At 73.5% G+C, this 16,500-nt stretch carries 12 protein-coding genes; 3 read left to right on the top strand and 9 right to left on the bottom strand.

Translation table 11 applies throughout. The annotated features are described in order from the left end of the window. Positions 1 to 2 precede the first annotated feature (2 nt). The gene (locus ACIBG4_RS08125) at positions 3 to 920 is read right to left on the bottom strand and encodes a sugar ABC transporter permease (protein WP_310716149.1); all 918 of its coding nucleotides are present in this window, start codon (positions 918 to 920) and stop codon (positions 3 to 5) included. A 247-nt stretch (positions 921 to 1,167) separates the two neighbouring features. Between ACIBG4_RS08125 and ACIBG4_RS08120 the strand changes: the two genes are divergently transcribed. Next, positions 1,168 to 2,304, top strand: a complete 1,137-nt coding sequence (locus tag ACIBG4_RS08120) for a LacI family DNA-binding transcriptional regulator (RefSeq protein WP_397201208.1) — start codon at positions 1,168 to 1,170, stop codon at positions 2,302 to 2,304. 59 nt (positions 2,305 to 2,363) lie between these two features. Here ACIBG4_RS08120 and ACIBG4_RS08115 read toward each other — a convergent pair whose 3' ends face one another. From ACIBG4_RS08115 to ACIBG4_RS08105, 3 genes are all read right to left on the bottom strand, one after another. After that, positions 2,364 to 3,371, bottom strand: a complete 1,008-nt coding sequence (locus ACIBG4_RS08115) for an alpha/beta hydrolase family protein (protein WP_397201207.1) — start codon at positions 3,369 to 3,371, stop codon at positions 2,364 to 2,366. Between the two features lie 361 nt (positions 3,372 to 3,732). Beyond that, on the bottom strand, positions 3,733 to 7,665 hold the full coding sequence (locus ACIBG4_RS08110; RefSeq protein ID WP_397201206.1) for an AAA family ATPase: 3,933 nt from the start codon (positions 7,663 to 7,665) through the stop codon (positions 3,733 to 3,735). Further along, positions 7,666 to 8,790: an exonuclease SbcCD subunit D gene (locus ACIBG4_RS08105; protein WP_397201205.1), complete on the bottom strand. Its 1,125-nt coding sequence runs from the start codon at positions 8,788 to 8,790 to the stop codon at positions 7,666 to 7,668. A gap of 107 nt (positions 8,791 to 8,897) precedes the next feature. Here ACIBG4_RS08105 and ACIBG4_RS08100 point away from each other — a divergent pair, with 107 nt between their 5' ends. After that, the gene (locus ACIBG4_RS08100; protein ID WP_397201204.1) at positions 8,898 to 10,391 is read left to right on the top strand and encodes an alpha/beta hydrolase family protein; all 1,494 of its coding nucleotides are present in this window, start codon (positions 8,898 to 8,900) and stop codon (positions 10,389 to 10,391) included. On the opposite strand, the gene ACIBG4_RS08095 is transcribed toward ACIBG4_RS08100, so the two are convergent. Beyond that, entirely contained in the window at positions 10,364 to 11,305 is a 942-nt protein-coding gene (locus tag ACIBG4_RS08095; protein ID WP_397201203.1) for an alpha/beta hydrolase, read from the bottom strand. The genes ACIBG4_RS08100 and ACIBG4_RS08095 overlap by 28 nt on opposite strands. Before the next feature lie 299 nt (positions 11,306 to 11,604). On the opposite strand from ACIBG4_RS08095, the gene ACIBG4_RS08090 reads away from it, so the two are divergent. Next, positions 11,605 to 13,089: an LCP family protein gene (locus tag ACIBG4_RS08090; protein ID WP_397201202.1), complete on the top strand. Its 1,485-nt coding sequence runs from the start codon at positions 11,605 to 11,607 to the stop codon at positions 13,087 to 13,089. Here the strand turns inward: ACIBG4_RS08090 and ACIBG4_RS08085 are convergent. The 4 genes from ACIBG4_RS08085 to ACIBG4_RS08070 are packed head-to-tail and all read right to left on the bottom strand — an operon-like array spanning position 13,064 to position 16,410. Next, complete coding sequence (locus ACIBG4_RS08085; RefSeq protein ID WP_397201201.1) at positions 13,064 to 14,035, bottom strand: asparaginase; 972 nt, start codon at positions 14,033 to 14,035, stop codon at positions 13,064 to 13,066. The genes ACIBG4_RS08090 and ACIBG4_RS08085 overlap by 26 nt on opposite strands. After that, entirely contained in the window at positions 14,028 to 14,855 is an 828-nt protein-coding gene (locus ACIBG4_RS08080) for an amino acid ABC transporter permease (protein ID WP_397201200.1), read from the bottom strand. The genes ACIBG4_RS08085 and ACIBG4_RS08080 overlap by 8 nt, the downstream gene beginning before the upstream one ends. After that, positions 14,852 to 15,496: an amino acid ABC transporter permease gene (locus tag ACIBG4_RS08075; protein ID WP_310716168.1), complete on the bottom strand. Its 645-nt coding sequence runs from the start codon at positions 15,494 to 15,496 to the stop codon at positions 14,852 to 14,854. The genes ACIBG4_RS08080 and ACIBG4_RS08075 overlap by 4 nt, the downstream gene beginning before the upstream one ends. After that, complete coding sequence (locus tag ACIBG4_RS08070; protein WP_310716170.1) at positions 15,496 to 16,410, bottom strand: glutamate ABC transporter substrate-binding protein; 915 nt, start codon at positions 16,408 to 16,410, stop codon at positions 15,496 to 15,498. The genes ACIBG4_RS08075 and ACIBG4_RS08070 overlap by 1 nt, the downstream gene beginning before the upstream one ends. Between the last annotated feature and the right edge of the window lie 90 nt (positions 16,411 to 16,500).

Genomic DNA, 16,500 nt, shown 5'->3' with positions numbered 1-16,500 from the left:
GGTCAGGCCCCCTTCCGCATGCCGCGGAGCTGGACGACGTAGGCGACGACCATGGTGATCACGCCCATGACGATGGCGACGGTCGCCGAGTAGTTGAACTGCTGGCCCCTGAAGGACAGCGAGTAGGCGTAGTAGTTCGGTGTGAAGTAGGTCGTGATGGCGTTCGGGGCCAGGTCCTTGAGGACGCTGGGCTCGGTGAAGAGCTGGAAGCTGCCGATGATCGAGAAGATGGTCGAGATCAGCAGCGCTCCGCGCAGGGCGGGGAGCTTGATCGACCAGACGATGCGGAGCTGGCCGGCGCCGTCCATCTCCGCCGCCTCGTACAGGGACGGATTGACCACGCGGAGGGCGGAGTACAGGATCAGCATGTTGTAGCCGACGAACTCCCAGGTCACGATGTTGCCGATCGAGGCGAGGATCAGGTCGGCCGACAGGGGGTCCGGCAGCGACAGCCCGAGCGTCTCGTTCAGGTTGCCGATGAGGCCGAACTGGGTGCCGTACATGAAGCCCCACATCAGCGCCGCGACCACCGAGGGCACCGCGTAGGGCAGGAACACCGAGATGCGGAAGAAGCTCGTCCCGTACAACCGGCCGCTGTCGATCGCCAGAGCCACCAGCAGCGCCAGGAACAACATGATCGGGACCTGGACGACCAGGAAGATCGCCACCCTGCCGAAGGCGGACCAGAACTGCGGGTCACCCAGCGCCTTGAGGTAGTTGCCGGCGCCGACGAAGGTGGTCCCGCCGATCAACTGGGTGCGGAACAGGCTCAGGTAGACGGAGTAGGCGATCGGCGCCAGGAAGACGAGCGCGAACACCACCATGAACGGCCCGACGAACCGCCATCCCGTCCACGCTCGCCGCCCCCGGGGCGCCGCCCTCCAGCCGGCCGGCGCGCCCGCCTGCGGTGTTGCGACCACCGGTCCACTCCTCCCTGCCGGGACACCCGACTCTCAGCGTGACGTTCACGTGAACATACGGCCGGCGAGGGAGCCCCCGACCTGCTGACCCAGGGTGAGGAGGGGTGATCGACAAGTGATGTTTACGTAAACGTCCGTGCGGTATCGTGGCACCCGCCACACGGGTCGTCAAGGTTTCCCCCACGTTGACGGCCGTCCCGGCCCTGCAGAGGTCGGACGGCGGCGGAAGGGCGGCAGGGAGGAAGCAATGGACCGGGGCGGTCGGGAACAGAGGGACGCGATGCCGGGCGCGGCGTCCGGTGCGGCGTCCGGTGCGGTGCCCAGCGGCGGCGCGCGACGCGGCGGGTCGAACATCCCCGGCGGGCGCCGCAAGCAGCGCGTCTCCATGGCCGACGTCGCCAAGCTCGCGGGTGTCTCGTCGCAGACCGTGTCGCGGGTCTCGAACGGCCATCCCGGCGTGATCGACTCGACCCGCGAGCAGGTGCTCGCGGCCATGCGCGAGCTGGGCTACCGGCCCAACAGCGCCGCCCGCGCGCTGCGGTACGGCCAGTTCAACACCATCGGCGTCATCCTCTTCAGCCTGGCCTCGACCGGCAACAGCCGCACGGTGGAGGCGATCGCCACCCACGCCGCGGCCGAGGGCTACGCCATCACGCTCATCCCCATCGACGTGCCCACCCAGGACAACGTGCTGGGAGCCTTCACCCGGATGGGCGAGCTGGCCGTGGACGCGGTCGTCGTCATCATCGAGATCCACCTGCTCGACTCCGGCACCGTGACCCTGCCGCCCGGAGTGCACATCGTGGTCGTGGACTCCGACGCCGGCGACCGCTACAGCGTCGTCGACACCGACCAGGCCGAAGGGGCGCGACGGGCCGTCCACCACCTGCTCGACCTGGGACATCACACCGTCTGGCACGTGACCGGGCCGCAGACCTCCTACGCCGCCCAGAGCCGCGCCCGCGCCTGGCGCACCACGCTGGAGAAGGCCGGCCGGCCGGTGCCGCCGCCCCTGCACGGCGACTGGTCGGCCGAGTCCGGCTTCGCCGCCGGTCTCGCGCTCGCCGACGAGCCCGGCTGCACGGCGGTGTTCGCCGCCAACGACCAGATGGCCCTCGGGCTGCTGCGCGCCTTCCACGAGCACGGCCGGGCGGTCCCCGGCGACATCAGCGTGGTCGGCTTCGACGACATCCCGGACGCCGAGTTCTTCGTCCCGCCCCTGACCACCGTTCACCAGGACTTCGCCGAGGTGGGCCGGAGGTGCGTGCAGCGGGCCCTGGTCCAGATCCGCGAAGGCCGCCCCTCGCCCCCCGGCACCGACCTCGTCCCGACCAGCCTGGTGGTCCGGCGCAGCACGGCCGCACCACGCTCGTCGGCCCCTTGATCGCCCGCCCGGCGCCGGGCGACGGTCAGCCGGGGATCGCGTTCACGAGGCGCCGGCGATCAGTGCGGCATCCCCGGTGAAACAGGTGATGTGAGTGCTCCGGAGAGCCAGTCGGCGGCGGTCGCCAGCCAGTCGGGGCGGACGTTGCCGAGCAGGTGGTCGCCGAGCGGGAGGTGCAGATACTGCCCGCGTGGTGCCAGGCGGGCCAGCGGCTCGCCGTTGGTCACGCCGGGGATGACGTCCTGGCCGCCGTCCACCACCAGCATGGGGCAGGCGATCTGCGGCGCGAGGGCCGACAGGTCCACCTGCCCGGCGAAGCGGCGGCCCTCTGGCCCGCCGTCGGCCCTCTGAACGAGGAGCTCCCGTACGGGGGGCGGCAAGGCGTCCCAGTGCAGCCGGAAGGGACCGCTGACGGTGACGGCGGCCGCGACGCGGGGCTCCCGTGCGGCGCTCTCGGCGACGTAGTAGCCGCCGAGGCTGAGCCCGACGAGTCCCACCCTGTCCGTGCCGAGCGCGTCGACGACCCGGCCGATCACGTGGTGGTAGTCGGCGCGGACCGTGGTGGTGGCGGTGAGCACGCCCTGTCCCGGCCCGTCCATGGCGAACACGGCCATGCCCCGGCGCAGCAGGGCGTCGACCACGTCGTGGAACTCCTCCTTGCCGGAGTCCAGTCCCGGAACCACCACCGCGGTGGCCGGGGCGCCGGCCGGGCCGCGCAGCCAGCCGGCGAAGCCCGGGCCCTCGATCCGGCGCGCGCCCGGCTCCAGCAGGTCGAGGGCGCGGCCCATGGCGGTGTCCGCCTCGGCGGCCGCGACCGCCCGCTCACGGTTCGGCCCCAGGGTGGCGAAGTGGAACCAGCGCGCCGCCACCCGCAGGTGCTCGCCCGCCGAGATCGCCGTGGCCGCCTGCCCGGCGCGCGCCAGATGCCCACGCGCGGCGCGCATGAAGGCCGCACCCCAGTCCTCCAGGTCCGCGAGCTCGCCGGTGACGCGCAGGTACTCGTGCGGGTCGAGCCCCGCTCCGGTGGCGCGCGACAGGTTGGCGGCGGCGAATTCCGCGACGCTCATCGTGACGCCCCGATCGTCGGCACGGCCTTCGCCGGATACGGCGTTCCGGCAGGTCGATCACGACCTGGGCGGTCCGGCTCCAGCCGGCGGTACGGCGACAACGCCTCAGCCTTGATCAGCACTTCGGACGAGGAGGGCGCGGGCCGGGCGTCCCGGACGAGCTCCACCGGCCGCGCCGCGTCCCCCGTAGGGATCCATCTACGCATGCGGCCATGAAACCGGCAGCCGGGTCGCGTGATCCAACAACGGAAGCGGCAGACCGACAACCACGGGTTGTCACCCGTGGTGAGGGGTGCGGCTCACCGGGGCCGGACAGCGTTTCCGGCCCCCGCCCGGCAGGCGTCGGGCCCGTGCGGGGTGATCAACCGGTGCCGACCGTCGAGAGGGTCGAGCCGGTGCGGGTCTTGGCCACCTTGAGCTGGGCCGGGATGCGGCTGCGCAGCTCCGGGACATGGCTGATGATGCCGACCGCGCGGCCGCCGTCGCGCAGCCCGTCGAGGATGTCGAGCACCCCGTCCAGCGTGTCCTCGTCCAGCGTGCCGAACCCCTCGTCCACGAACAGCGTGCCGATCTCCGCCCCGCCCGCCTCGGCCGTGACCACGTCGGCCAGGCCGAGCGCCAGCGCGAGCGAGGTGATGAAGCTCTCGCCGCCGGACAGCGTCGCCGGGTCGCGGTCCACGCCGGTCCACCCGTCGCACACCCGCAGCCCCAGCCCGCCGCCGGAGCGCCCCCGGGCGCCGGCCGTCTTGCGCAGGTCGTGCTGGAGCAGGTAGCGACCGGCCGACATGTGGTCGAGGCGCTCGTTGGCGGCGTCGACCACCTGCCGGAGCCGCTCCCCCAGCACGAACGACGACAGGCTCATGCTCCACTGGTTGTCGCTCGACGTGCCGCTGGCCAGGGCGGCCAGGCGCTCGGCGAGGCGGTGCCGCTCGGCGGCGGGCCGCCACCGGTCAAGGCCCTCCTCCAGCTCGGCGAGCAGCTCCCGCAGCCGCCGCTCCCTGGCCTCGGCCCGGTCGCGCGCCGAGGCGAGGACGGTGTGGGCGCGCTCGGCCTCGTCGCGCTCCGCCTCCAGCGCCTCCAGGTCGGGAACGGGCTCGGCCGCCGCCGCCACCAGCTCCGGGTCCTCCAGGGTGGCCGTGACCGCCGCGTACTCGTCGTCCAGCCGCCGCAGCGCCTCGGCCCTGCTCTCCTGCTCCGCGGGGGACCGCACGGCCCCGGCCGCCTCGGCGGCGTCGCCGAACCCGGCCTCCACCGCCGCCCGCTCCGCCGCCCGCACCGCCTCGGCCCGCTCGCGCTCGGCGGTGACGGCCCGCTGGGTCGCCTCCAGCGCCTCGTGGAGCAGCTCGGCCTCGTCGTTCAGCCGGGACAGGCGGGCGGTGAGTGTCTCGTCGGCGCCGCGCGCGCTGTCGAGCCGCGCGGTCAGCCGCGTCGCGTCCCCGCTGAGCTCCTCCTGCCGGGTACGGCCCGCGGCCAGCCGCGCGGTGACGCGGCGGACCCGCTCCTCCAGCTCCACCCGCTCCCGCGCGAGCCTTGCCGCCTCGGCCGCGAGTGCGCTCTCCCGCGCCCCCGACCCCCGCAGCCGCCGCACCACCTGCTCGGCCTCGGCCAGCGCGTCGGGCCCCATCTCGGGCGGGAACCCGTCGAGCGGCTCTCCACCGACGCTGTCCGTCTGTCGGTCGTCGGCGGCCGTCTGTCGGCCGGTGGGGTCGCGTGTTTCGTCCGCCGCCGGTCGCTTCTCGGCTTCGCGCTGAAGGGAGGCGAGGAGGGGCAGGTCGCTCTGGAGGAGGCGGCCGGCGAGGCGGGCGCGTTCGGCGCGGAGGCGGGTGCGGTGGGCGCGGCGGGCCGCGAGGGACTCGCCGACCTCCCGGGACCGCTCCCTGACCTGGTCGCGCTCCACCTCGATCCGCTCGTACGCGGCAAGCAGGGCCGGCTCCTGGGCGGCGATCTCCTCCAGGCGGGCCAGCTCCCGCTCCGCCTCCCGCACCGCGGATTCGGCGGCGTCGAGGTCCAGCCCGAGGGTGGCCTCCACCGCGTCGGCGTGGCGGGACCGGAGGGTGGCCAGCGCGCGTTCGGCCGCCTCACGCTCGGCGAGGGCCCTCTCGTGGGCGCTCTCGGCGGCACGCTCGTCGTCCGGTGACGGAGCGCTCGGGGCGGGTGAGGCGGGGGCGGGATGGTGGTCGGAACCGCACACGGCGCACGGGCGGCCCTCGGTCAGGTCGCGGGCCAGCTCGGCCGCCATGCCGTCGATGCGGGCCTGGCGGATGTCGAGCCAGCGTTCGCGCAGGCTCTGGGCCTCGTCCACCAGGGCCTCGCACGTGGCGGAGGCCGTCACCAGCTCGGCCGCCAGCCCGTCGCGGCGCCGGACCGTGTCAAGGGACGTCCTCGCCGCGTCGAGCGCCGCGCCGACCGCCGGGATCACCGCCGCCTCCGCGCGCATCGCGGCCAGCTGGTCGTGGGCCTGCGCGAGCCGTTCGGGCAGCTCCGCCTCGGCGGCGGCCACCTCGGCCCCCTGCCGCTCCAGCCGGGCGATCTCGTCGCGGAGCCGGGTGAGCTCGCGGTCGACGCCGATGAGCTCGGTGGCGCAGGCGTGCACGGCCTCGGCGGCCGGGATGCGGGCCGCGTCCAGGCGCGCGTCGGCGAGCCTCCGCTCGGCCTCCTCGACCAGGGCGGGCAGCGTGGCGAGACGGGCGGTGGCGGCCTCCTCCTCGGCGACGAGCCGGGTCAGCTCGGACTCGACGCGGACCAGGTCGCGGCGCACCACGAGCAGCCTGGCCTCCTCGGTGAGGAGCTCCGACAGGCGCGCGATCTCCGCCTGCCGCTCCCGCTCCAGCCCGGCCAGCCGCTCCGGCTCCACCATGCCGGGCGCGTTCGACCGTCCGGGGTGCGGGTCCTGGGGCGGCTCGGTGGTGTACGGGCTCGCGCCGCCTGCCCGCCCGTCCCGGCCGCCGGGGATCACGCCGGAGGGGCGCGGGTCGGAGGCCCGGAGGAGGGGGTGGGCGCGGGTCAGGGCATCGGCGGCGAGGGTGCGGGCTTTCGTCGCCGCCTCGGCGCGCTGGCCGGCGGCCGCGATGAGCGGCAGCACGCGGTCCGCGCGCAGAGCGTCGTCCAGGAGCGCCTGGAGCTCGGCCCGCTGGTCGGCGCGCTCGTCGAGGGTGCGGCGCATCGTCAGCGCCTCGGCGTGGCGGCGCTGGCGGGCGGCCAGGGCGGTGGCCTGCTCGTGGCGGACACGGGCCCGTCTGAGCGCCCGCTCCGCCTCGGTGTGGTCGGCGTTCGTACGGGACACGACGGCGCGGGCGGCGTCGAGCAGGGCGCCCGCCCAGCGCAGCGGGTCGGTCTCCGGGGTGGGGGCGTCCTCGGCGGGCCGCGCCGCCTCCCCGGCCGTCGCGGAAGCGGCGGCACTCACGGAGGCGCCGGTGCTCGCGGACCCGGCGGCGCTCGCGGACCCGGCGGCGCTCGCGGAGCCGGCGGTGCTCGCGGAGCCGGCGGCGCTCGCGGAAGCGTCGGTGCTCTCCGGTGGCGTGGTGGGCTCGAAGAGCGGGAGCGGCGTCTGGACGGAGCCGGCCTCCTCCGGGACCGGGCCCGCCTCCTCCCCGGGAACGGCCGCCGTGAGGGTCGCCGGCAGGTCCGGGCCGGCGGCCTCCTGGAGGCGCTGGATGGCGTAGTCCACCTGCTGCCGCAGCTCGCCCTGCTCCCGCCACGTCCGCTTGCGGTGCTCCGCCAGCCACGACTCCGTCTGCGTGAACACCTTGACCGTGAACAGCCGCTCCAGCAGCCGGCGCCGGTCGTCGCCGTCGGCGCGCAGGAAGCGGGCGAAGTCGCCCTGCGGGAGCATGGCGACCTGGCAGAACTGGTCGGCGTTCATGCCGAGCAGCCCGCCGATGAGGTCGCCCGCCTCGTCGGAGCGGGTGGTGAGCCCCTGCCAGCCGGCGGGCGTGCGCTCCTCCACCACCACCTTGGCCTTCTCCTCGGTGAAGCCCGTGCCGCGCAGCTTGGGGCGCTGCCAGACGGGTGAGCGGCGCACGCGCAGCAGGCGGCCCCGGATGGTCACCTCCAGCGTGACCGACGGGCCCGTGCCGGGCGGGGCGTGGTCGCAGCGCAGCGCGCGGGCGCTGTTGCGCTGGCCGGGCACCTGGCCGTACAGGGCGAAGCAGAGCGCGTCGAGGATCGTCGTCTTGCCCGCGCCCGTGGGGCCGTGCACGAGGAACAGGCCCGCCTCGGTGAGCGCGTCGAAGTCGACCGTCTCCGAGCCGGGGAACGAGCCGAAGGCGGTGAGGGAGAGCAGGTGCGGTCGCATCTACGCCATCGTCTCCTTCACCCGTGACGCCTCGATCGCCTGTCTCAGCAGCTCCTCCTCGTCGGTGCCGGCGGGCTCGCCGCGTACCTCGCGGACGAAGTCGAGCGCCACCTCGGCCTCGGGCCGGCCGCTGAGCCGCGCGGGCGCGGCGGCCGGCACGGCGCCGACCGGGTCGAAGGAGAGGGCGAGGGTGTGCGGGAAGCGGGCCCGCAGCCGGTCCATGGCGGACTTGGGGCGCACCGGGTCGGTGAGCGTGATCTGCAGCCAGTGGTCCTCGTGGCCGGAGTACGCGGGGGAGGTGAGCAGGTCGTCGATGAGGCCGCGCAGGCGGGCGACCGGCCGGGGCACCGGCGCGGGCGCGAACTCGACGGACTCCGCCGCCCCGGAGGCCCCGATCGTCACCAGCCAGGATCCCTTCACGTGGGCGGCCTCGCTGAAGGAGTAGGCCAGCGGCGAGCCGGAGTAGCGGACGGTCTCGGACATGCGCTGGCGGCCGTGCAGGTGGCCGAGCGCGACGTAGCTCATCCCGTCGAACGCCGTGAGCGGCACGTGCGCGATCCCGCCGACGCTGATGTCGCGCTCGCTGTCGCTCGCCTCCCCGCCGGTGACGAACGCGTGGGCGAGGACGACCGAGGCGCGGCGGCGGGCCGCGTCGGCGCGGACGCGGGTCATCGCGTACGACAGCGCCGCCGTGTGGCTGCGCTCGTCGAGCTCCCACGGGGCACGCACCAGCTCGGGCTCCAGGTAGGGGATGCCGTAGAAGGCCACGTCGTCCACGAGCACCGGCTCCCAGGCGCGGGACGGGTCGGTGCGGACGTGGACGCCGGAGGCGTCGAACAGCGAGGCGCCGAACCCGAGGCGGCGCGCCGAGTCGTGGTTGCCGCTGATGAGGATCACCCGCGCCCCGGCCGCCACCAGGCGGCCCAGCGCCTCGTTGCACAGGGAGACCGCGTCGACGGGCGGCAGCGCCCGGTCGTAGACGTCGCCCGACACCGCCACCACGTCGACCCGCTCGGCGCGCACGGTCTCGACCAGGTGGTCGACGAACGCCGCCTGGCCGGCCAGCAGGCTCTCCCGGTGGAAGGAGCGTCCGAGGTGCCAGTCGGAGGTGTGCAGGATCCGCATGTCGCAGGAAGCTAACAGCTCTCACCGACAAATGCGGCCTCATGCGCCACAGGACTCGGGAGTAGGCTGGAAGATCAGCGGGCAAACCAACGCACATGGGGAGGCCGATGGGCGCGGGCCGTGGCACGTTGAGCGTGGCCGCCGGTCTGGTGCTGGTGGCTCTGGCCTGCGTCGGTTATGTGCTCCCGCCCGCCTTCGACTTCCCGCCGCTCGAGGCCGACCAGGCGTTCCGGTCGATCCCGGCGCAGCCGCGCGAGGAGCTGCGGCCGGTGGCGCAGAGCACCCGGTTCGCCGTGGAGGACGTGTCGGTGCCGGCGGAGGGCCAGCGGCTGGAGGGCACCGTGCGGGCGCCGCTGACGCCGGGCCGTCATCCGGCGATGGTGTTCGTGTCGGGGTCGGGCAACGGGTCGCGGACGGAGTTCGCGCCGCAGGCGGATTTCCTGGCCCGGACGGGCGTGGTGACGCTCGCCTACGACAAGCGGACGGTCGGCTACAACTTCCGGGACCGCGACTTCGGGCTGCTCGCCGACGACACGCTGCGGATGGTGGAGCTGCTGGCCAAGCGGCCGGACGTGGACCCGTCGCGGATCGGGCTGTGGGGCGTCAGCGAGGGCGGCTGGGTGGTGCCGATCGCGGCGGCGAAGAGCCCGTCGGTGGGGTTCGTGGTGCTGGTGTCCTCGCCGAACGTCTCCCCGCTGCGCCAGGTGGCCTGGGCGCTGAACGAGCAGCTCCTGCGGCTGCGGGCGCCGATCGGGGTGCGCGACCTGCTGACGCGGGCCATGGGCGGCGTGGGTTTCGACTTCCTGCGCTACGACGCGATGCCGGCGCTGCGCCAGGTCAGGCAGCCGGTGCTGGCCTTCTACGGCACGGAGGACCCGTCCATCCCGTTCGTGGAGTCGACGCGGGCGCTGACCACGGCGCTGACGGGCTCGGGCAACGACCGCTACACGATCCGGTTCATGGCCCACGGCGACCATGCCATGCGGATCAACGGCGGCCCGTTCACGCCCGGTTACCTGGACACCCTCGCCAACTGGATCAGCGGCCTGCCCGGCACGGCGGTGCCGCCGGTGCACCTGGCGGGCGCGACGCCGGTCCAGCTGTTCGAGGCGGCCGACGTGCCGGCCGCGCCGTGGTACGCGGGCGGCGCGATGCTGGGGCTGACGCTGTGCCTGACCGCCGTCGGCTACGTGGCCGGCCCGGTCGCCGTCATGCTCGTACGGCTGCGCGGCGGCCCGGTGGCGCTGGGCGAGACGGACGCCAGGCTGTGGCCGCCGATCAGGCGCCGGCTGACCCGGATGGCGTGGACGGGGCTGGGGCTGCTGGCGTCGGTGCTGCTGTTCATCACGGTGCTGGTGCTGTTCGCCGTGAACCAGGCGGGGGCGTGGCCTGCGGTGCTGGCCGGCTGGCTGATCGTGCGGGTGCTGGCGGCGCTGATGCTCGCGCAGGAGGTGACCGCCGTCGCGGCGGTCGTGTCGGCGCTGCGCGAGGGGATGCGGCCGAACCGCTGGCAGCACGTCGCGATGGCGGGCGTGCTGGGCGGCACGGGCCTGCTGCTGGTGGCCGCGGCCTACTACGGCTTGTTCGCCTTTCCCTGGTGACCTTCTGACGCGGCCGGGACGAACGCGTCCATCCAGCGGTCGATCTCGGCGAACACCCGCCTGCGCACCGGCTCGGCCGACAGCACGAGGTCGTGCACCCCGTCGGGCACGCGCACGCACGTGACGTGCGGGCCCACGCAGGTGGCCCAGCGGGCGATGTGCCGGGGATCGAGCACGATGTCGGCCGACCTGGCCTCGGGGACGAAGTCGCGTACCCGCAGCCCCCGGGTCGAGGCCAGCACGAGCACGGGGACGTCCACCGAGAGGCCGGCGTGCAGGCGGCGCTGCGCGCGCCGGATCGCGGCGAGCCACATGGCGTGCACGGAGAACCCGCCGTGCGGTTTCAGCTCCAGGTCGTAGTCCCACTCGCCGCCCTCGGAGCGGTGCAGGGTGCGGCCGTACACGGTGCTGGGCGGCAGCGGCAGCGCCCTCCTGCTGTACGACAGCGGCGTCTTGAGCAGGTCGGCGGCCACGCGGAGCGGGGTGGGCACGTTGAGGTCGAAGAAGGGGCTGTTGAGCACGAGCCCCTGGACGAGGCCCCGGCCGCGGACCCGGTCGGCCCACAGGGACGCGACGAGCCCGCCGGTGGAGTGGGCGTTGAGGGTCACCTCGTCGTGGTCGCGGCGGATGAGGCGGACGGCCTCGTCGATCTCGGGGAAGTACTCGGTGATGCTCCTGACCAGGCCCCTGGTCTGGTGGGGCAGCAGGGACCTGCCGTACTTGCGCAGGTCGAGAGCGTAGAAGTCGATGCCGCGCTCGACGTAGTGCTCGGCCAGGTGGTCCTGGAAGAAGTAGTCGGTGAACCCGTGCAGGTACAGCACCGCCCGGCGGGAGCCCGTGCTCCGTGACACCAGGGTGGCGACGACCTCGCCCTCGAAGTCCGGCTTCATCGGCAGAACGGTGATCTCGTACATGGAAGACACGATATGGTTTCGCCCCCTTCGTAGGCATCCTGGACGGACCCTCCGCTCATGGCAAAGATGGCGGCGCACGGCCCGGCGGAGCGCTTCAATGGCCCGCGGGGCGCTTTCATGAGACGGCCGCGCGCGACGGGCCCGGCCGGCGTGAGGTCGTGCCTGACGGCGAATCGGTTAGTGATGTTCACTCCGGCATAACGAGATATTTCGCATACGACGCGTAGGCTGCCGCCTCGAATCGGCCTACGGTGTGGTTCACGGGGAACGGGGATGGCGTGGGGCAGGCAAAGAAACCGGTGAGCGCCTGGGGCGTCCTCGGCTGGCTCGCGCTGTCGGCGCTGGCCCCCGGATCGGCGCATCTGCGCACCGGCCGGCGCAGGACCGGGCTCGCCCTGCTCAGCCTCTACGTCGCCGGGCTGCTGGCGCTCCTGGCGGTGGCGCTGACCACCGACAATCTCCTGGGCACGCTGGCCGCCGAGGACTCCTGGCTCATGTCGATCACGATCGGCGCGGCGGTGCTGGGCGCGGCCTGGTTCTTCCTCATGGTTCACTCCTTCGTGGTGCTGCGGCCGGGCGCGCTCCCCCAGGCGGGCCAGGTCCTCACGGGCACGCTCGCGGGGCTGCTGGCGGTCGCCTCGGTGCTGCCCTTCGGGCTGGTCGCGCAGTACGTCTGGACCTCGAAGGAGACCCTCAACGGCATCTTCGACGCGCCCGAGACCTCCGAACCTCTGGCGCAGGAGTCGTCGCGCCCGCAGGACCCGTGGGCGGGCCGCGAGCGGGTCAACATCCTGCTGCTCGGCGGCGACGCCGACGACAACCGGATCGGCGTGCGCACCGACAGCATGAACGTGGCCAGCGTCGACGTGAAGACGGGCAACACCGTGCTCGTCAGCCTGCCCCGCAACCTGGAGGACGTCCGGTTCCGGCCGGGCACGCCGATGGCGGCGCGCTTCCCCGCCGGGTTCCGGCTGCCGCCCGACCCCGGCGGCGGCCGCAGCGACCTGCTGAACAGCGTGTGGGAGTACGCCGACGCGCACCCGGAGATCTTCGGCGGCAAGCAGCATCAGGGCCCCCGGGTGCTGATGGACACGATCGGCTACACCCTCGGGCTCAAGGTCGACTGGTACGCCCTGGTGAACATGTGGGGCTTCGCCCGGCTGATCGACGCGATCGGCGGCGTCCGCATCCACGTCGAGCAGGACGTGGTGTTCGGCAAGTACAACGAGGGCCTGGTCAAGGCCGGCACGCGGCGGCTGAAGGGCGCCGACGCCATGTGGTACGCCCGCTCGCGCACCTACAGCGACGACTTCACCCGGATGCGCCGCCAGCGCTGCGTGATCGGGGCACTGCTGGAGCAGGCCGACCCGGGGACCGTGCTGACCCGGTTCAACCGGATCGCGCTGGCCACCAAGGAGCTGATCCGCACCGACATCCCGCGGCCGATGCTCAGGCACCTGGTGCCGCTGGCCCTGCGGGTCAAGGAGGCCAAGGTGACCAGCGTGCAGTTCGTGCCGCCGCTGATCAACACCGGCTACCCCGACTGGGAGAAGATCCGGCAGGTCACCCGGGAGGCGATCCAGGAGTCCGCCCGGAGCGCCCCGGCCGAGGCGGCCGAGGCCACCGAGGCGGCCTCCCCGACTCCCGTCGCGGCGACGGGGACGCCGCAGACCCCGCTCGCCACCGAGACGCCCCAGGCGCGCAGGACCCCCAAGGCCGGTCCGAGCGCCAAGGCGTCCGACGCCCCGGCCAGGGCGCTCACCGAGGGCTGCGGAGCGGCGTGACGATCTGTCCCACCGGGACTCCGCCGCCCAGCACGTCCACCCGCTCGAACTCCTCGGCCCCCGACACGTCCACCCCCATGCGCCGCAGGACGGCCAGCGCGACGGCCGTGGTGGCGCGCGGGCTGCCGTCGATGACCTTCACGGCCACCGCGTGCCCGGAGCTCGGCGCCACGACGAGCACGCCCTCCGCGCCGCCCTTGACCAGGGCTCCGGGCAGGGCGCGCATCAGCTCGGTGTTCTGGTGGCCGGTGCCGCCGACGTACTCGGGATGCTGCCGCATGGCGTCGGCGACCTGACGCGGGCCGCTGCCGGGGTCGGCCGTCACCATGGCCCGCACGGCGCGGGCGAGGCCGGTCAGCGACAGCCCGAACAGCGGCGCGCCGCAGCCGTCGACGGCCACGTGCGCGGCCTTCTCCCCGGCCAGCTCCTCGGTGAGGGAGCGGACCCGCTGCTGGAGGGGGTGGTCGGCGGACAGGTAGGACGGCACGTCCCAGTCGTTGGCGACGCAGGCGGCGAGCATGGCGGCGTGCTTGCCGGAGCAGTTCATGCGCTCGCGGGACGGGCCGAGCCCCTGCCTGACGAGCGCGTGCGCGGTGGCCTGGTCCTCGGGCCAGGACGGCGGGCAGGCCAGGGCGTCGAAGCCGAGCCCGTAGTCGGCCAGGATCTCGCCGGTCATCCGTACGTGGAAGTCCTCGCCCGTGTGGCTGCCGGCGGCGATGGCCAGGCGCGGGCCGGCCAGCGCGGCGCCCGCGGTCAGGCAGGCCAGCGCCTGGAACGGCTTGGCGGACGAGCGGGGCAGGACGGGCGCGTCGACGGGGCCGAGCGCGACCTCGGCGCGGCCGGACGGGTCCAGGCCGACGGCGCTGCCGTAGTGGACGCTCTCGGTGAAGCCGGATCGGACGACTTCCGCCAGGACGGCGAGACCAGGCACTGCTGCCTCAGGCACGGGCGATTCTCCTTCGCGGGACGGCGCGCTGGCGGGCCTCCAGCGCGCGGGCGAGCTTGGACAGCGACATGTTGACCACCAGGTAGACGAGCGCGACCACGATGTAGGTCTGGATGAGCAGCCCGTTGAAGTTGGCCAGCACCTTGGCGCTGTAGAGCAGCTCGGTGTAGCTGACGACGAAGCCGAGGGAGGTGTCCTTGAGCAGGCCGACGGACTGGCTGACGATGGAGGGCAGCACCCGCCGGGCCGCCTGGGGCAGCACGATGAGGCGCATGGTGCGCCCGGGGGTCAGCCCGACGGCCAGCCCGGCCTCGCTCTGGCCGCGCTCGACGGACAGGATGCCGGCGCGGAAGATCTCCGCGAACGACGCCGCGTGGGACACGCTCAGCGGCACGACCAGCTTCCAGAACAGCGGCAGGTCCAGGCCGTAGCGGGGCAGCGCGAACAGCACCACGTACACGAGCAGCAGGGCCGGGACGGTCCTGACCACCTCGACGTAGCCGGCGGCGGGCACCCGGGCCCACGACCGGTGCGACAGCCGGCCGAGCGCCAGCACGAGGCCGAACGCCATGGCCAGGGCCGCCGACACGACGGCGGCCAGCGCGGTCGAGCCGAGGCCGTTGAGCATGTACCGCCACATGGGCCAGGTCGTGTACGGCTGCCAGCGGGCGGCGTCGAGCTGGCCGTTGGCGGCGAACTGCCGGACGGCGAGCACGGCGAGCGCCACGGCGGCCAGGGCGCCGAGGACGGTCGCGATCCGCATGCGCCGCCGCGCCCGCGGGCCGGGCTCGTCGAACAGGACGGTGGTGGAGGTGTTCACCGCAGGATCACCAGCCGCTTCTCCAGCCTTCCGGTGAGGAGGCCCGCGCAGGCGGCGAGCACCGCGTACGCCAGGCCGGCGCCGACGAAGATGGGGATGGGCTGCGCCTCGACGAGGTTCACCCGGTTGGCTGCGGCGGTCAGGTCGATGACGCCGACCGCGCCGGCCAGGGCGGTGTTCATGGTCAGGGCGATGAAGATGTTGCCGAGCGGCTGCACGACCGTGCGCAGCGCCTGCGGCAGGATCACGTGCCGCAGCGACTGGGTGAACGTCAGCCCGATCGCGCGGGCCGCCTCGCCCTGCCCCTTGGACACCGCGTTGACGCCCGAGCGCAGCGCCTCGCCGATGTAGGCCGCCTCGTACACGGCGATGACCACGATGGCCGTCACGAGCAGGTCGGCCTGGATGCCGATCTCCGGCAGGCCGAAGACCGCGAGGACGAGCAGCACCAGCAGCGGCAGGTTCTGGAACGTCTCGACGTAGGCGGTGCCGATGGCGCGCAGCACGCGCACGGGGCTCACGCGCAGGGCGGTGACGATCACGCCCAGCACCGCCGCGCCGATGAACGACGCGGCGGTGAGCTGGAGTGTCACGACCAGGCCCTGCCAGAGCTCGGGCAGGTGATCGAGGATGACGGACATCAGGACCCCGGCACGGACCCGATCTTGGGCGCCTGGGGGGCGTCGCCGGTGACGACGGTGCCGATGGAGTTCTTCCAGATGCCCTGCCAGACGCCGTTCGACTGGATCTTGCCGAGCCAGTCGTTGACGAACTTCTTCATCTGGTCGTCGCCGTGCTTGAGCCCGATGCCGTACGGGTCGACGGTGAAGGGCTTGGTGACGATCTGGATGGAGGGGTCCTTCTTGGCGTCGGCGATCAGCAGCGTCTCGTCCTGGACGTAGGCGACGCCGCGGTCCTGCTTGAGCGCCTGCACGCACTCCGGGTCGCTGCCGAAGGTGATGATCTCGGCCTGCGGCGCGAGCTTCTTGATCGCGGGGATGGCCGGGGTGTTGGCGCCCGCGAGCACCTTCTTGCCGTTCAGGTCCTCCGGCTTGGTGATGCCGGACGTGCCCTTCTTCACGGCGATCGTCAGGCCCGAGGTGTAGTACGGGCCGGCGAACGCGACCTGCTTCGCGCGCTCCTCGGTGATCGTGTACGTCTGGAAGACGACGTCCACGGTGCCGTTGGCGAGCAGCGCCTCCCGGGTCTCCGAGGCCGAGTTGACGATCTTCACCTTCGGCTCGCCGAGGATGTACTTGGCCAGCGCCTTGCCCAGGTCGGCGTCGAAGCCCTCGACCTGTCCCGTGCCGGGATTCTGCTGGGACAGGAGCGGGGCGTCGAGCGAGCCGCCGACGAGGAGCTCGCCGCGCTGCTTGATCTTCTCCATGGTCGAGCCGGGCAGGATGTCGGCCGCCTCGGCGACGGGCGCGTTGGCCAGCACGTCGGTCGCGGTCTTCGACTCGCCGGGCACGGCTGGCACGGCGGGGCTGCTCGTCTCGCCGCAGGCCGCCAGGCCTAACACAGATGCGGCGACGACTGCGAGCATCTTCTTCATGAGCGTCCACTTCCTTCGATGTCGAAGATAAAGGGGACCGTAATGGTGGATTTCGGAGGAAGTCAATACGTTGCTGGCCTAAGTAGATCG

This window comes from Nonomuraea sp. NPDC050383 (assembly GCF_044459125.1).
Classification (GTDB): domain Bacteria; phylum Actinomycetota; class Actinomycetes; order Streptosporangiales; family Streptosporangiaceae; genus Nonomuraea.
The sequence above is the reverse complement of the archived record's forward strand: the minus strand, read 5'-3'. Positions and strand labels throughout refer to the sequence as shown.